The 15003-nt window shown below is 37.3% G+C and carries 16 protein-coding genes; 12 read left to right on the top strand and 4 right to left on the bottom strand.

The window, feature by feature from the left end; translation table 11 throughout:
- Positions 1-78 precede the first annotated feature (78 nt).
- Positions 79-1167, top strand: coding sequence for an undecaprenyldiphospho-muramoylpentapeptide beta-N-acetylglucosaminyltransferase (locus ACQKL5_RS14760; RefSeq protein ID WP_427609642.1), 1089 nt, complete (start codon positions 79-81; stop codon positions 1165-1167).
- Between the two features lie 53 nt (positions 1168-1220).
- The gene (locus ACQKL5_RS14755) at positions 1221-1388 is read left to right on the top strand and encodes a YflJ family protein (RefSeq protein WP_427609641.1); all 168 of its coding nucleotides are present in this window, start codon (positions 1221-1223) and stop codon (positions 1386-1388) included.
- A gap of 51 nt (positions 1389-1439) precedes the next feature.
- Here ACQKL5_RS14755 and ACQKL5_RS14750 read toward each other — a convergent pair whose 3' ends face one another.
- From ACQKL5_RS14750 to ACQKL5_RS14735, 4 genes are all read right to left on the bottom strand, one after another.
- Entirely contained in the window at positions 1440-2123 is a 684-nt protein-coding gene (locus tag ACQKL5_RS14750) for an LrgB family protein (protein ID WP_427609640.1), read from the bottom strand.
- On the bottom strand, positions 2098-2490 hold the full coding sequence (locus tag ACQKL5_RS14745; RefSeq protein WP_427609639.1) for a CidA/LrgA family protein: 393 nt from the start codon (positions 2488-2490) through the stop codon (positions 2098-2100). Before ACQKL5_RS14745 ends, ACQKL5_RS14750 begins: the two co-directional genes overlap by 26 nt.
- A 236-nt stretch (positions 2491-2726) precedes the next feature.
- Positions 2727-3281, bottom strand: a complete 555-nt coding sequence (locus ACQKL5_RS14740; RefSeq protein WP_427609638.1) for a GNAT family N-acetyltransferase — start codon at positions 3279-3281, stop codon at positions 2727-2729.
- A 356-nt stretch (positions 3282-3637) separates the two neighbouring features.
- Positions 3638-4435, bottom strand: coding sequence for an undecaprenyl-diphosphate phosphatase (locus ACQKL5_RS14735; protein WP_427609637.1), 798 nt, complete (start codon positions 4433-4435; stop codon positions 3638-3640).
- Between the two features lie 196 nt (positions 4436-4631).
- Here ACQKL5_RS14735 and ACQKL5_RS14730 point away from each other — a divergent pair, with 196 nt between their 5' ends.
- The 10 genes from ACQKL5_RS14730 to ACQKL5_RS14685 all read left to right on the top strand — a co-directional run bounded on the left by ACQKL5_RS14730 (position 4632) and on the right by ACQKL5_RS14685 (position 14874).
- Positions 4632-4952: a DUF4870 domain-containing protein gene (locus tag ACQKL5_RS14730; RefSeq protein ID WP_427609636.1), complete on the top strand. Its 321-nt coding sequence runs from the start codon at positions 4632-4634 to the stop codon at positions 4950-4952.
- A 458-nt stretch (positions 4953-5410) separates the two neighbouring features.
- On the top strand, positions 5411-5929 hold the full coding sequence (locus tag ACQKL5_RS14725; RefSeq protein ID WP_427609635.1) for a hypothetical protein: 519 nt from the start codon (positions 5411-5413) through the stop codon (positions 5927-5929).
- An 87-nt stretch (positions 5930-6016) separates the two neighbouring features.
- On the top strand, positions 6017-6589 hold the full coding sequence (locus tag ACQKL5_RS14720; protein ID WP_427609634.1) for a beta-class carbonic anhydrase: 573 nt from the start codon (positions 6017-6019) through the stop codon (positions 6587-6589).
- A 339-nt stretch (positions 6590-6928) separates the two neighbouring features.
- Positions 6929-8032: an amidohydrolase/deacetylase family metallohydrolase gene (locus tag ACQKL5_RS14715; protein ID WP_427609633.1), complete on the top strand. Its 1104-nt coding sequence runs from the start codon at positions 6929-6931 to the stop codon at positions 8030-8032.
- Entirely contained in the window at positions 8010-9113 is a 1104-nt protein-coding gene (locus tag ACQKL5_RS14710) for a DgaE family pyridoxal phosphate-dependent ammonia lyase (RefSeq protein ID WP_427609632.1), read from the top strand. The genes ACQKL5_RS14715 and ACQKL5_RS14710 overlap by 23 nt, the downstream gene beginning before the upstream one ends.
- Position 9114: 1 nt before the next feature.
- Positions 9115-9870, top strand: coding sequence for a 2-dehydro-3-deoxy-phosphogluconate aldolase (gene dagF / locus ACQKL5_RS14705; RefSeq protein ID WP_427609631.1), 756 nt, complete (start codon positions 9115-9117; stop codon positions 9868-9870).
- Positions 9863-10876 (top strand): sugar kinase, encoded by a 1014-nt coding sequence (locus ACQKL5_RS14700; RefSeq protein WP_427609630.1) that lies wholly within the window; start codon positions 9863-9865, stop codon positions 10874-10876. Before dagF ends, ACQKL5_RS14700 begins: the two co-directional genes overlap by 8 nt.
- A gap of 16 nt (positions 10877-10892) precedes the next feature.
- Positions 10893-11609, top strand: coding sequence for a GntR family transcriptional regulator (locus ACQKL5_RS14695; RefSeq protein WP_427609629.1), 717 nt, complete (start codon positions 10893-10895; stop codon positions 11607-11609).
- 61 nt (positions 11610-11670) lie between these two features.
- The gene (locus ACQKL5_RS14690; RefSeq protein WP_427609628.1) at positions 11671-12996 is read left to right on the top strand and encodes a gluconate:H+ symporter; all 1326 of its coding nucleotides are present in this window, start codon (positions 11671-11673) and stop codon (positions 12994-12996) included.
- A 585-nt stretch (positions 12997-13581) separates the two neighbouring features.
- On the top strand, positions 13582-14874 hold the full coding sequence (locus ACQKL5_RS14685; protein WP_427609627.1) for an NCS2 family permease: 1293 nt from the start codon (positions 13582-13584) through the stop codon (positions 14872-14874).
- The last annotated feature ends 129 nt before the right edge of the window (positions 14875-15003 follow it).

The following is a 15003-nucleotide window of genomic DNA, read 5'->3' as shown; positions in this document are numbered from 1 at the left end:
TCATTGTTTACTTTTTCGAGTAAATATATCCGCGAAATGTGGTACTATGGATGAAAAGTGATTTTTTAAGTTTGGAAGGTGGAAATTTTGACTAAGAAAATAGTGTTTACCGGTGGCGGTTCAGCCGGCCATGTGTCTGTTAATGCAGCAATCATCCCTGAATTTTTAAAAAATGATTGGGATGTTACTTATATTGGGTCTAAAAAAGGAATCGAAAAAGATATTATTGAAAAAGAATTTCCTCAAATCCGTTATGAAACGATATCCGTTGGTAAATTCCGCAGGTATCTATCAGTAGAAAATGCAAAAGATCCTTTCCGTGTCATAAAAGGAATTTTTGATGCAAGAAAAATATTAAAAAAGACTAAGCCAGATTTTATTTTCTCAAAAGGTGGATTTGTTTCCGTTCCCGTTGTATTGGCGGCGAGGATGCTGAAAATTCCCATCGCGATTCATGAATCTGATTACACACCAGGTCTAGCTAATAAAATTGCCATGCCACTTGCATCTAAGATCTTCACGACATTCGAAGAGACAGAGAAAGACCTGCCAAAAGAAAAGGCTATGTATTTAGGGGCAGTCTTACGGGATGGGATTTTTACTGGAAAACCTTCGAAAGGCAAGGCGCTTTGTGACTTCACGAACAGCAAGCCCGTATTACTCGTCATGGGCGGCAGCCTTGGGGCCGTTAAAATAAATAACTTGATAACGGATAATCTAGATGCATTATTAAAGGATTATCAAATCATTCATATTTGCGGAAAAGGCAATGTCAAGACGGAACTTAAACAAAGGGGTTATGCTCCATTTGAATATGTACATGAGGAACTATTCGATTTGTTAGCTTCGGCTGATGTTGTTGTATCAAGAGCAGGTTCGAATTCAATCTTTGAATTCCTTGGTCTGCAAAAACCGATGCTGCTTATTCCGCTTAGTGCGGCCGCATCCCGTGGAGATCAAATTTTAAATGCTGCAAGCTTTGAAAAACAAGGATTCTGTAAAGTGATACAAGAAGAAGATTTATCAAATCAAATCTTTAGCCAAGCTCTTGTCGATTTGGTCAACCATTCAGATGAATACCAAGAAACCATGCGTCAGAAGCGTCCCTTCAAAACGGCAGCAGAAATGTATGGATTATTGACAAATATTATGAAACCGAATAAATAAGCATCATTTCCCTCTCTGAAGCATATCTTTTTTTGAAAAGAGGAGGGGGAAGGATGGCTCACCAATACTCGAAAGGATGGTTCATTCAGCAGTTAAAAACTGCAGGAATCCGTTATCATCCTATTGAACGACGAAAGTTGGAGCTATACAAAACGTTTGAGTTACGACATTTGTATGAGGACACCAAAATAGGAAAACCTAAAGGGACCGCAATGTCATAACGTTGCGGTCCCTTTAGTATCTTTAAAAATTTCGTCTTGTCTTAAAACATGTTATAAAAAGTGATTAATAAGTGGAAATAAGCATGAAATGATGATTCCAGAGATAGCCATTGCTGCACCTGCGACAGCTCCTGTAAATTCACTTTCCTGTGTCGCTTGGGCAGTACCCAAGCCATGTGCGATTGTGCCGAACGCAATACCACGCGCGAAAGGCATCGTGACATTCAGTTTATCCATCAATTTAGGCGCAATCATGGCTCCTAAAACACCGGTCAGAATGACAAAGGCTGCAGTAATATTAGGGTCACCGCCGTAAATTTCGGTGATACCTATTGCAATAGGTACTGTAATCGATTTAACCGCCAATCCTTGAAGGATATAGAGCGGAAGCGATAGGGCTTTAGCGATGGTCAAGGCAAGAATTAATGTCACAGCCAATCCTGAAATCACTCCACTGATGGCAGGTACTGCATATTTGGTGATGATAGATATATTTTTATAAAGTGGGACGGCCAACGAAACCGTAGCAGGTCCTAAAAAATAAGTAATGATGTTTTTACCCGGAGTATAGTCCTTGAAATCCATTCCGGAAATTTGTAACACAATAATGATGGTTACCGTACCAAAAAAAACAGGTGTCGTAAATGGTGAAGGATGTTTATGATATATTTTCCTGCCGACAGAATAGGCAAGGACAGTGATCAATATACTATAGAGAGTGATGAGCGTCATCATGCTGTTTAACCTCTTCTCTACGGGATAACTTTTGTACAACCCATGCTGATATGCTGAACCCGATAATCAAGCTGATTAATAATGCTAGGGCTAAAGGAAGTCCGTATTTTAGAAATAGCCAGCCCATTGTCATTAAGCTTACGGAAATCGGAATGAAGAAAAAGGCAAGGTGTTTGACTAAAAAGCTAGCTGTAACATCGATCCATTCCACTTTCAAGATTTTAGTTTGCAATAAAATAAATAAAATAAGCATGCCTATTACACTACCAGGAATGGACAAATTAAAGAAATCGGATATATAAGTTCCGATTTCACAAATGATTAGCAACACGAAAAGTTGCATAATAAAAAGTAAAATTTTTTTCATGATTAGATCCTTTCCATGAATATGTGAATAGATTTAACAATTGGTCAATTATATTTATTATAGAAAACTTTTTAGTGAATTAATAGGGCCTATCCCGATTCGAGTTTAGTAAATTGATGGGATAAAAGGATATGAATACACACAAAAGAGCGTCCCAAGGGCTGGGACGCTTCATTTTTATATGAAATTGTATGCCTTATTCTCTGCTGTTAAGAAATTAAGCAACTATAAACATTTTATGCTTCAAGCAATTGCTGTTCTTCATCATTATCCTGTCTAAGGATGTGAAGCGTGTATAAATCTTTAGGGATTTCAAATAAGTCATAAATTTCTTCTTCTTGATTTATTTGATCATAGAGAGTTTTTCTTGTTTCATTTGCATTGACAGCATAGGGAAGTTTTTCGGCGGCTTTTATGGAACGGATATTCACTTTACGTATTCTCATAAATACCGTATCCATGCCAAGCTCAAAAAATAATTCCTTGAAGAAGGCGTCTTTTGCCATGACATTATACCCTTTACCATGAAAAGGTTTACCAAGCCATGTACCAAGGAAACCAGCTCCGTTTTCAATATCGTATAAAGAAATACAACCGACGGGATTATCCCATTCATCTAAGATTGTTCGTGAAATGAGCTCACCTTTTTCTTCAGCCTCAATCGTTTGCTTAGTAATGAATACATATTCTTCATATGAATCTACTTTATGGCGCACGAAAGGGAAGACATCTGGATGAGTCATGTGTTCGTAAAGAGAAAAACAATCTGCAAAATCTCTCTTTTTTAACATTTCCGTCCCTCCGTTTGAGGGCAGTCCTTATGCGTAGCCGCTGCCCACCCTCGAAATTTTTTAAGTCGTTCATCAAAAAATTTCGGGGTGGGAATCGAACCCACTAGAACCGGAAACCGGTGGCGCACCATTTGCCTTCCCTATTTTTATTTTCAGAAAGTATTTAAATCTAAAGAACCTTACGAAGGTATAATACTAAAAAATAATTGGTTTGGGAATAGGTTTTTTGCCTTTTTTTTTCGTCAAATTCCAACTTTTTTTTGAAGGTAGAAAATGGAAGGGTTTAGGGTTCTTTTTAATTCGAAAAATTAATTTTTTTCCTACTATTATTCGGGAAAAGTTGACTTTTCCTTTCGTTAAAACTTACCTGTGAATTGCATGAATAAAATGATCGCCCCCAATGCCCAGACATAAACTGAAAATATTTTCAAAGATCGCTTCTTTAAGAAGTCAATCATCCAGACGACGGCTAAATAGCCAAAGATTGCAGCAGAAAGGGTTCCAACAAATAGGGCGATGAAAGGAATCCTTTCCACCTCACCCGAAAAAATTGGTTTCATCTGAAAGACAATTCCTCCTGTAATTGCGGGGATTGAAAGTAAAAAAGAAAAATAGGCAGCGGTTGCCCGGTCAAGCCTGCAAAAAAGACCGGCAGCGATGGTCAAGCCGGATCGGGATAGGGCGGGCATGATTGCGGCTGCCTGGAATGTACCTATGATGAACGAATCTTTCAAGGAAATATCATGTAGCTTCTTACTCCCTTTATCCACTCCATCAGCCCACCATAGAATCATTCCGGTAACAAGAAACTCCCAGCCGATTGTCGACCCAGTTTTGGAAAGACCATCAAACCAATCACTAAGCAGTAGTCCAGCAATGACAGCCGGGATCGTACCTATTACAAGAAGCAACGTCAATCTTGAAAACGGGTTCTTCAATAGGTATAAAATATCCTCTTTGTAGACGACTAATAGTGCAAGCAAGGTCCCGATGTGTAGCATAGTATCGAGAAAGATGCCTGCATCATCCAGATGGAAAATGTGTCTCCCTAGGTATAAATGGCCTGTACTTGAAATCGGCAAAAATTCAGTTAAGCCCTGAATGATTCCAAGGATGAAGGCCTGAATTTCATTTAACAAATATACTCCCTCCATTCATACGTGGACAATCCATTATTTAATCTGTATGCGTGGGAAGGGGAAACATATTCGACTTTTTATTAACATAATCACCAGTATCGTTTATCATGGGTGTAAAAAGGACTAACTTTTTCGAAAAAGTCCTCTAAGAAATGAAACTATTCGTTTTCTGGAACGTAATATTTATTATAAGAGAGGAGGAACGAAACGCATGCCTACTAAAGATGAAAGAGTGTTTGCTGCTTTAATATATGTCATCAGCTTCTTTACCGCTTTTGTCGGTCCACTAGTCATATGGCTAATTAAGAAGGATTCGTCTCAATTTGTAGATTATCATGGAAGGGAATATATGAACTTCTTTATTTCCTACACAGTATATTCCATTGTCGCAGGTTTACTTGTATTCATACTGGTTGGAGCGGTTTTATTGCCGGTCATAGGGATAGCACTGGTTGTATTTACTATCATCGCTGCAGTGAGGGCGTATGAAGGTGTGGATTACCGCATTCCGTTTATATTTCGGATTTTATAGAATAATCCAAGAGATGCTGCTTTGGCAGGATCTCTTTTTAATGTGGGAGGGTATCCTTGAATTATTATTTGTAAAAAAAGGAAAACAAATGATAAAGGCGAATAAGGGTAAGTGGATATTTCCTTCCATACACTTTATAAAAAGAAAAGGTATACCCTTCTTTTTCGATAAGGAGTAAAGAGCAGACTATGAATATTCGCGAATATTATCAAAGAACGAGCGTTTCTAATTTTCATGCCTCTTGGATTTCTCTTGTTTTGGCAATGGTTTTTTTTCTTTGTCATGCATTAACCCTTATTTCAGATAATATTTTACTGATAACATCTCCCTTTATCGTTCTTAGTTTGGCTCAGTATGCCAATTATCGAATATATGAGCATAGAATAAAAGATTTGCCTAACATATCGGTTGAATCGGGAATAGAATGTTAACAAAACGAAAATCTCCTGCTTACCTTCATGCCGGCTCCAACATTACGGTTGCTCTTATTTGCACCCAATAGCTCTATGGTTGGTGAGATTCGCGATCGAAATATGAAGTGGTTCATGTGGATGGTCCCGAATGCTCTATCCATTTTGTTTCCCAAACGGAATGAATTAGTAGACCATGATGGCCAATTACTAGCCTTATTCAATGTTAAAGGGGTGCTAATCAATTGGGTATTGATTATGGACCATCTGGAGAATCAAATTGGATATTATCAAGAAAATGAAAAAAATTCCCTCGTTAAAATCAAAGGAATGATTTATAAGGACGATAGGACAGAATGGATGTGTGTCCAAAAATCAATCGGATTACGTTCTTTTGAAATCAAGACTTGTATCGGGGAGAATGTAGCAACATATCAAGAAGGTTGGATGCCTTTGGAATGGGGAAAGAGATTCAAGACTAACACACCTATTCTTACTTTTCGGTCACAGGTTGATGGAAGGGATAAGGTTGCCTTAAAAGGACTCTGCGCAACGGTTTTACAGTAACGCTCTAATTAGTTAAAACGTACCTTTAGCTAAACTTTTAAATATTTGTTATAATGATAATGAAATACATAGAAAAAGGGTGATGGTATGAGTTTACTTAATGAAATTCTAGACTACAATGAAAAGTTTGTTGAAAAAGAGGAATATGTTAAGTACAAAACAGACAAATTCCCTCAAAAGAAAATGGTTATCATCAGTTGTATGGACACTCGTCTTGTTGAGCTGTTACCAAAATCAATGAATGTAAGAAATGGTGATGTGAAAATATTAAAAACGGCTGGAGCGATTGTTTCTCATCCATTTGGTAGCGTCATGCGTAGTATCTTAATTGCTATTTATGAACTGAAGGCTGATGAAGTATTTGTCATCCCTCATCATGATTGCGGCATGGCTTCGGTCAATGCTGATGTGACGTTAGAAAAGATGGTAGAGCGTGGTATTCAAAAGGAAACGATTGATACAATCGGAGCTTCAGGAATCGATATAAAGAGTTGGCTTCGCGGATTTGATGACGTATATGAAAGTTTAAGAAATAGCGTGGAGATTATTAAAAGTCATCCTTTGATTCCAAAGAGTGTTCCGGTCCATGGTCTTATCATTTCCCCGGATAAAGGTGAATTGGAATTGGTGGTCAACGGGTATGACGGAATAAAAGAATAATAAAAACAATATACCTTAAGCTGATGGACCATTACATCAGCTAAGACTGTAGGCACATTCAATGAAATTGAATGTGCCTACAGTCTTTTTTATTTAATTTTAGAAATAAAACTTGAGGTAGAGTCAATTTATCTAGGGATATAGTAGGGATTATTCAATTTATATGAAAAAATAAAAATTAAACATGAATGAAAAGTAAAACATTATAACGTTATATTGATTAGTTTAAGAGAGTATGATAATCTATTTCCACAAAGGAAATTAAATATTCTAACAATTTTTTCTCCTAAAGAATCTTCATAATTGATTGATAGGCATACAAAAAGGATGATGAGTGTAATGATTGGTAGGCAAGTACTGAAAAATGTAAGGATGGTAGAAGGATATTCGGCAGATATTGTATTGGAAAATAGCAAAATTGTTGAAATTGCACTTCCCGGAACTGGAATTGGTGATAAGGTAGTGGATTTTAATCAAAAAGTAATGGTTTCAAGTGGTTGGATTGATATGCATGTACACGCCTTTCCTGAATTTGAACCGTATGGGGATGTTGTGGATGATATTGGATATAAAACGGGCGTAACAACGATAATTGATGCTGGAAGTACAGGGGCAGACCGTATATCAGATTTAATTAGCAGCTGTAAAAATTCAAAAACAAATGTTTTTGCCTTCTTGAACGTTTCAAGAATTGGTTTAAAGCGAATCGATGAGTTATCAGATATTTCTTGGCTAGACGAAAAAGAGTTAAGAGAAAAAATTGCAGAAAATAGTGATTTTATTATAGGTCTAAAAGCAAGGATTAGTAAAAGTGTGGTGGGTACAAATGGAGTGGAACCATTGAAAATTGCTAGGGGGTTTTCGAGTGAAACTGGTTTACCACTTATGGTCCATATCGGTTCAGGACCACCTGATATAAAGGAAGTTCTTAATTTACTTGAGGAAAATGATATTATTACACATTATTTAAATGGAAAAGCCAATAATTTATTTGATGAAAAAGGAAATCCTCTCCTTGAGTTCAAGCGAGCTATTGACCGGGGAGTTCATTTGGATGTCGGTCATGGATCAGCAAGTTTTTCTTTCCAAACAGCAGAAGCTGCTAAAAGGAGTGGTATCCGCTTCAATACAATTAGTACGGATATATACCGGAGAAATCGGTTGAATGGTCCAGTTTTTAGCATGGCTAATGTTCTATCTAAATTTTTAAGTTTAGGATATTCATTAAAAGAGGTGATTGATGCAGTTACTGTTAATGCGGCAGAGTGGTTAAAGAAACCGGAGCTAGGTAGGATTCAAGCGGGGGATATTGCAAACCTCACATTATTCTCGGTTGAGAATGAATCGGTCCTTTTAGTGGATTCTGAAGGTGAAAACAGAATGGTTGCACAAAGAGTTGAGGTAAAAGGAGTGGTTATAAATGGAGAATTCGTTGAATGTTAAATACGGATTGAAAAGAGTCATTAATGCAAGTGGAAGAATGAGTATATTAGGTGTTTCTGCCCCAACAGATACCGTGATGGATGCCATGAAAAAAGGGGGACAAAACTACGTTGAAATATCAGATTTAGTAGATAAGTCAGGCCGGCATGTAGCGAGTTTGCTGCAATCTGATGCAGCTGTTATTGTAAATTCTGCTTCAAGCGGCATTGTCCTTTCAATTGCAGCCATTGTAACAGGAGGAAATAGAAGGATAAGCGAAAGACTTCATCAAGAACCTATTTATAAGAATGAAATCATAATGCTGAAAGGTCATAACGTTCAGTATGGAGCGCCAGTTGAGACGATGATTTATCTAGGTGGTGGGAAATTGATTGAAGCAGGGTATGCCAACGAAGGTAAGGCAGAGCATATTGTTGATGCCATTAATGAAAATACAGCGGGTATTTTATTTATTAAATCACATCATTCTGTTCAAAAAAACATGATCTCTGTCGAGGAGGCATGGGAAATTGCCAAAACGAATAACGTTCCATTAATCATTGATGCTGCGGCTGAAGAAGATTTGAAAAAATATGTACAAGTTTCGGATTTAGTCATTTATAGCGGGTCGAAAGCTATTGAAGGACCCACATCAGGAATAGTTGCAGGCAAACAAAAATATATCGAATGGTTAAAGGTTCAAATGCATTATATCGGTAGGAGTATGAAGGTAGGCAAAGAAACAACATTTGGATTGTTACAGGCATTGGATGAGTATTTTGTCAGAACAGATACAAGCGAAAGAGAAAAAGCTAGTTTACAATCTCTCACATCATTGAACTCAATTGACGGGGTAAAAGTATCAATTGTGCAGGATGAAGCTGGTCGGGCTATTTTTAGGGCACGAATTCATATTGATTCCTTGGTTACGGGTATGACAGCAAAAGTGGTTAATGAGCAATTGCAAAATGGAGATATCGCAATTTATACACGTGATTACGGAATACGTCAAGGCTTTTTCGATATAGACCCACGTCCATTGAAAGATGATGATATAAGCATAATTGAAGCCCAATTAAGGGGCATATTAGGGGGGATTTAGGATGACTAACATAAACAAACGTTTTCTGAATAATCGAGTAGCATTGAATGTCCTTGCGAATAGTGTAGAAAATGCTATAGAGGTTTTCGAGGCTGCAGAAGGTCATGTATTGGTGGGTGTACTTTCAAAAGATTTTCCAACTGTGGAGGCTAGTGTTTCATCAATGAAGAAATATGGGGATGCTATTGATCAAGCTGTTTCAATTGGATTAGGTGCAGGAGACAATAGACAGGCTGCAGTAGTTGCAGAAATTGCTAAATATTACTCTGGTAGTCACATTAATCAAGTATTTCCTGCCGTGGCTGCTACAAGAGCAAATTTAGGAGAGGTGGATAGCTGGATAAATTCCCTTGTTTCACCAACAGGCAAAGTCGGATATGTTAATATATCTACTGGACCTTTTAGTGCGGAAGCTAGTGAACATGCATTTGTACCGATCAAAGCAGCAATTGCATTAGTCAGAGATATGGGTGGAAATGCATTGAAGTTCTTCCCTATGAAAGGATTAAAGCATGTGGAGGAGTATCGTGCAGTAGCAACAGCTTGTGGTGAAGAAGGATTTGCTTTAGAGCCAACTGGTGGTATTGATTTAAATAATTTTGAAACGATCGTAGAAATTGCATTAGAAGCAAAAGTCCCTAAAGTTATTCCACATATTTACTCTTCTATTATTAATAAAGAGACTGGAAAAACAAATGAAGCAGATGTCCGAAAGTTGTTAACCATAACAAAAAAATTGGTTGAAAGACATGAATAAACAAATTCTAGCGTTTGGAGAAGTAATGATGCGTTTACAGGCTCCAGGGTATGAATTATTGACTCAAGCTAACACCTTACAATACTCTTTTTCAGGCACAGGAGTTAATGTTGCTTCTGCCATGACAAAGCTTGGGCATGATGGGCATATTGTCACGAAATTACCTGATAACCCTATAGGAGAGGCAGCGATTTCATTCTTGCAGCGATTAGGAGTTGGTCGGAATTTCATCACGAGAGGCGGAAAATACCTAGGGATGTACTTTTTGGAAAATGGTTTTGGACAACGATCAAGCCGGGTGACATATACCAATCGTTTGGAAAGTAGCTTTAATACCTCTTCATTGTTTGATTATGACATGGAGGAAATTGCAGAAAGTGCGGATATCATTCACTTTTGTGGAATTACGCTTGCAATGGTAGATAATGTGCGGGAGAGTATAAAATTCCTTGCTGAAAAAGTAAAAGAAAAAGGCGGAATAGTTTGCTTTGATTGTAATTACCGTCCTTCTTTATGGGAGGGTGGTTACTCTAAAGCAAAACCTTATTATGAAGAAATGCTTGCCTTGTCTGATATTGTCATGATGAACGAAAAAGATGCCATACATATATTAGGGATGGAAGCAAAGAGTACAAATAGGGAAGATCAGCTTAGAGAGCTAATTCCTAGAGTTGCTAAAACTTACAATATTCAATTGATAGCAGGCACGCATCGATCGATTAATAGTGATAATACCCATTCTTTAAAGGGGTATATGTATAAAAATGAAGAATTTAGCTTTTCTGAAAATTTATCATTCTCTGTGTATGATAGAATTGGAGCAGGCGATGCTTATACTAGTGGAATCTTACATGGAGAAATGGAAGGATTCTCACCCGAGAAAACAGTCCGATTTGCAGCTGCAGCGGGAATGTTGGCATCTACGATTGTCGGGGACACCCCTATGTCAACGGAACTAGAAATTCTTTTAGCCATGACAGGGAAATTAGAAGATATAAAGAGATAAAGGCAGGAGATAAGGAATGATTGTGAACAGAAAAAAAGGACCTTTGTATTTACAAATAAAAGAAATATTGAAGGATCGTATTTTACATGGTATTTATACCATCAATACAAACATTCCCTCTGAGCCTCAGTTAGAACAAGAATTTAATGTGAGTAAAGTTACTATACGAAATGCTATTAAAGAACTTGAACAAGAAGGTTATGTTGAAAAGAAGAGCGGGAAAGGGACAAAAGTAATAGCCAATGGTTCAATTGTGAAACTTTCTAAAGGGAAACGTTTCACTGAGTTACTAGTAGAGGAAGGCCATTCCATCATTAAAAAAGTGATAAACATAAAACGGGCTGAACTTTCTTCAGACTCACAACTCTATTCTGTATTTGGGGAAAATTGCATTCAAATTGATCGAGTATACTTATTGGATAATGAAGCTTATATTTACTTCACACATTATATATTACTGGAAATTAGCGCAGAAGAATTAAACGAAATGCAGATTAATTCATTGTACCGTTTTTTGGAAGATCAAAATATTAAACTAGAAACCTTTAGAGATGAGTTTGACGTGGCTATTCCACCTCATCACGTATGCGAAATACTGAAAATGAAGAAAAACAGTGCAGTTTTAAAAAGAATACGGATATCTAGTGATGGAGACGGTAATGTAATGGAATATAGTGAAGGGTATTACAACACAGCTAAACAGAACTATATTGTGACTTATAACGAGCCGTAACAATAATTCATTTTATCGTATTTGTTTAATTGTAGTGATTTCTAAGGGATGGGGATAAAATATGGATCTATATTTATTGGGAATTACGCTGATTGCTATCGTAATAGTTATTTTGGGAGTTTCATGGTGGAAATGGCATGCATTCATAAGCTTAACTGTAGCTAGCATATTCTTAGCAGTTTTTTCTGGACTTCCTATGGACAAAATTGTAACTGCATATGAAACGGGTGTCGGCGCTGTTCTCGGTCATCTTATTGGTATATTGGCTTTAGGAACTATCTTAGGAAAGATGATGTCCGACTCAGGAGCAGGCATGCAAGTTGCTGACTTTTTCATCAATAAATTCGGTGTGAAGAAACTTCCATGGGCCATGCTCCTATCGGGACTCATTATCGGGATTCCTGTATTTTTTGAAGTCGGTCTAGTAATCTTGCTACCTCTTGTCATCTCTATTCGTAAATCAACGAAAATGAACATCTTTTTAATAGGTATTCCAGTATTAGCTGGGTTATCGATTGTACATGGTTTAGTACCCCCGCATCCTGGAGCCATGACAGCTATTGGAATTTATAATGCCAACATGGGTCAAGTCCTTCTTTACTCATTAATCATTGCATTTCCAACTGCTATAATTGCTGGCCCTATATTTGCAAAATGGATCAATAAACGCGTTATTCCTGTTGGAGAACCTGAATTAATTCGAGTGGAATTCAAGTCGAGTGGATCACCAGGAACTGGAGTTTCATTCTTTATCATTCTTCTACCTGTTTTATTAATGATTTTCACCCTTTTTGGCCCTTATCTATCACTACCGGGCATCATGGAAAAATTGTTATTGTTTATTGGCAGCCCTGTTATTGCCTTACTAATCTCTTGTTTTGCAGCCTACTATTTCTTGGGATATCGTCAAGGTATGGACAGAGCATCAATTAAAAAAATTACAGAGGAATGCTTATTACCATTAGCCTCCATTATTCTTATTATTGGTGCAGGTGGTGGGTTCAAACAAATTTTAATTGATAGTGGTGTAGGCACTGCAATTGCTTCAATGTCTGATCAAATATCATTATCACCAATTGTTCTTGCATTCCTGGTGGCGGGATTAATCCGAGTTGCTACAGGTTCTGCAACAGTGGCCTTGACTACAGCAGCCGGTATTGTATCTCCAGTCGTTGCACACATGTCGGATGTTAACTTAGAATTGCTAGTTATCGCAACAGGAGCTGGTTCACTTATGTTTTCCCATGTTAATGACGCAGGTTTCTGGCTGGTGAAAGAATATCTTGGATTAACCGTTAAAGAAACATTCAAAACATGGACAGTTATGGAAACAATACTTTCATTTGTGGCTTTTGGTCTGGTTTTAATATTTGATATATTTATATAAAGTCTTTTATAAATAGATTAAATCTGCAATTTATATTTTCGTAATATTCAAATAAAATATTTGGTAATATGTCCCTGTGCTAGACCTATAACGGAAGTGTTTGATAAGAATAAAGAATTGTTCGCAATGAAACAATTACCTATCAAGAAACATTAAGAAGCAATAAAGAAATGAATCAATGTTATTAAAAGCTGGAATAAAATAAAATTTTTCCACCAGATAAAATTGATAAGAAGAAATCAAAGAGATTACAGAAAACCTATTTATGGGAAACGTAGATAAACGATTAAACACGCATACGCAAATCCAAATGAAAAGCATGAAATGCGTTGGCAAATGACTTACATAGATAGAACTCCAAGATCTTAAGTTTGATTGAAAATCTAAAGTGAATTTCAAAAGGGATAGGAAAATGAAATTTCATTCCCTATTGTCAACAGTCTGAGCTGATGGAATTCCTCCATCAGCTTTTTTCATTTTTGGGCTATTCTATTTATTTTTATTCGGAACTTTGTTAAAATCGCAAAGTGCAGTTTGTCACTTATACAAGCGGGTGGGTGAGGGATAACTTAATAAGGATACCATATGAAAAAAACAAATTTAGATGCGTTTTTTCATTTTTCTCAATACGAAACGAATGGAAAACGTGAAGTTCTTGCCGGAGTGGTTGGTTTTTTTACAATTGTCTATATCCTCATCGTGAATTCCCTGATTTTATTTGAAGCAGGTATACCGATTGATGGTGCTGTAATTGCCACGATTATACTCTCTGCCATAAGTTGCATCTTGATCGGGCTGTGGGCCAATGTACCAATCCTTGTCGTACCGGGCATGGGAGTCAATGCCCTCTTTGCGTACACGATGGTTCAAGGGATGGGTTTATCCTATCAATCGGCACTTGGAGCTGTTTTTATATCGGGCATTATTTTTGTAATTGTTGCTTTTACAAAATTCTCGAAAATGATTAGCGATTCAATTCCAACCTCCATAAAAGATGCCATTTCTGTCGGTCTAGGTTTATTTTTGCTTTTAATCGGTTTGGAAAAGGGTGGAATCATTACAGGTGGCTCAACGTCCCTTGTTAAGCTTGGTGATTTGAGCGATCCTGCAGTCTTAGCGACTGTACTGACCTTTTTACTGGCTATCGCTTTATTTATTAAGGGCATTCCAGGGAACTTTATGATTACGATCATACTGGGAAGCTGTATAGCCTTCATTTTCGGTACGGTTGACATTTCACAAATTCAATTCACTGGTTTAGATACGGCCTCTTATAGTGAACTCTTTTTTTCTTTGTCATTTGTAGAGGTTAATCGAATTGAATTCTGGATAAGTGTGTTTGCTATGACGATGGTTCTTATATTTGAGAATATCGGACTTGTACACGGACATGTGAAAAGCATTAACCGTCCGGAGGCATATAAAAGATCTCTGCAGGCTACAAGTGTATCCGTTCTTCTCTCTGGTCCAATTGGCTCCAGTCCGACGGTTGCCACTGTAGAGACAGCAGCAGGCATTGCCTCAGGTGGAAGGACAGGCCTAACGACCATTGTCACTGGTTTTCTTTTTCTTCTATCCCTTTTATTTATTCCAGTGATCAAAGTGATACCTGACAGTGCGATTGCCCCAATCTTAATAATTATTGGCATGCTGATGCTTGAAAATATTAAGAAGCTAAATTTTAATGATTTTACCGAGAGTATTCCCGCCCTTTCAATCATTACCATTATCCCTTTCTCATATAGCATAGCGGATGGTATGGCTTTTGGGTTCATTTTGTACCCATTCTTGAAATTGGTGACGGGTAAAGCAAAAGAAGTTTCAGGTCCAATGTATGTAAGTGCGGTCCTGTTTATTATCTATTTTATAATAGGGTGAGCCTTTTTCGAAAACGAAAAGCCTATGGAGTAAGCATTCTTTCTCCATAGGCTTTTTATTGTATAGGGTAAGTGAGTGTCTAAGGAGTCCATTTGTGGAATCCATCTTGGTGGAATATTCATTTAATTG

Source organism: Peribacillus sp. NPDC097675 (genome assembly GCF_050277655.1).
Classification (GTDB): Bacteria; Bacillota; Bacilli; order Bacillales; family DSM-1321; genus Peribacillus.
Note: the sequence above shows the minus strand (reverse complement) of the source record. Positions and strands in the feature narration are given on the sequence as shown.

Bases quoted from the DNA above. Each gene is read 5' to 3' on its own strand.
- ACQKL5_RS14755 (WP_427609641.1), top strand. From the start codon at position 1,221: ATGGCTCACCAATACTCGAAAGGATGGTTCATTCAGCAGTTAAAAACT.
- ACQKL5_RS14715 (WP_427609633.1), top strand. From the start codon at position 6,929: ATGATTGGTAGGCAAGTACTGAAAAATGTAAGGATGGTAGAAGGATAT.
- ACQKL5_RS14720 (WP_427609634.1), top strand. From the start codon at position 6,017: ATGAGTTTACTTAATGAAATTCTAGACTACAATGAAAAGTTTGTTGAA.
- ACQKL5_RS14685 (WP_427609627.1), top strand. From the start codon at position 13,582: ATGAAAAAAACAAATTTAGATGCGTTTTTTCATTTTTCTCAATACGAA.
- ACQKL5_RS14710 (WP_427609632.1), top strand. From the start codon at position 8,010: ATGGAGAATTCGTTGAATGTTAAATACGGATTGAAAAGAGTCATTAAT.
- ACQKL5_RS14725 (WP_427609635.1), top strand. From the start codon at position 5,411: ATGCCGGCTCCAACATTACGGTTGCTCTTATTTGCACCCAATAGCTCT.
- ACQKL5_RS14695 (WP_427609629.1), top strand. From the start codon at position 10,893: ATGATTGTGAACAGAAAAAAAGGACCTTTGTATTTACAAATAAAAGAA.
- ACQKL5_RS14745 (WP_427609639.1), bottom strand. From the start codon at position 2,490: ATGAAAAAAATTTTACTTTTTATTATGCAACTTTTCGTGTTGCTAATC.
- ACQKL5_RS14750 (WP_427609640.1), bottom strand. From the start codon at position 2,123: ATGATGACGCTCATCACTCTCTATAGTATATTGATCACTGTCCTTGCC.
- ACQKL5_RS14730 (WP_427609636.1), top strand. From the start codon at position 4,632: ATGCCTACTAAAGATGAAAGAGTGTTTGCTGCTTTAATATATGTCATC.
- ACQKL5_RS14740 (WP_427609638.1), bottom strand. From the start codon at position 3,281: ATGTTAAAAAAGAGAGATTTTGCAGATTGTTTTTCTCTTTACGAACAC.
- ACQKL5_RS14700 (WP_427609630.1), top strand. From the start codon at position 9,863: ATGAATAAACAAATTCTAGCGTTTGGAGAAGTAATGATGCGTTTACAG.
- ACQKL5_RS14690 (WP_427609628.1), top strand. From the start codon at position 11,671: ATGGATCTATATTTATTGGGAATTACGCTGATTGCTATCGTAATAGTT.
- dagF (WP_427609631.1), top strand. From the start codon at position 9,115: ATGACTAACATAAACAAACGTTTTCTGAATAATCGAGTAGCATTGAAT.
- ACQKL5_RS14735 (WP_427609637.1), bottom strand. From the start codon at position 4,435: ATGGAGGGAGTATATTTGTTAAATGAAATTCAGGCCTTCATCCTTGGA.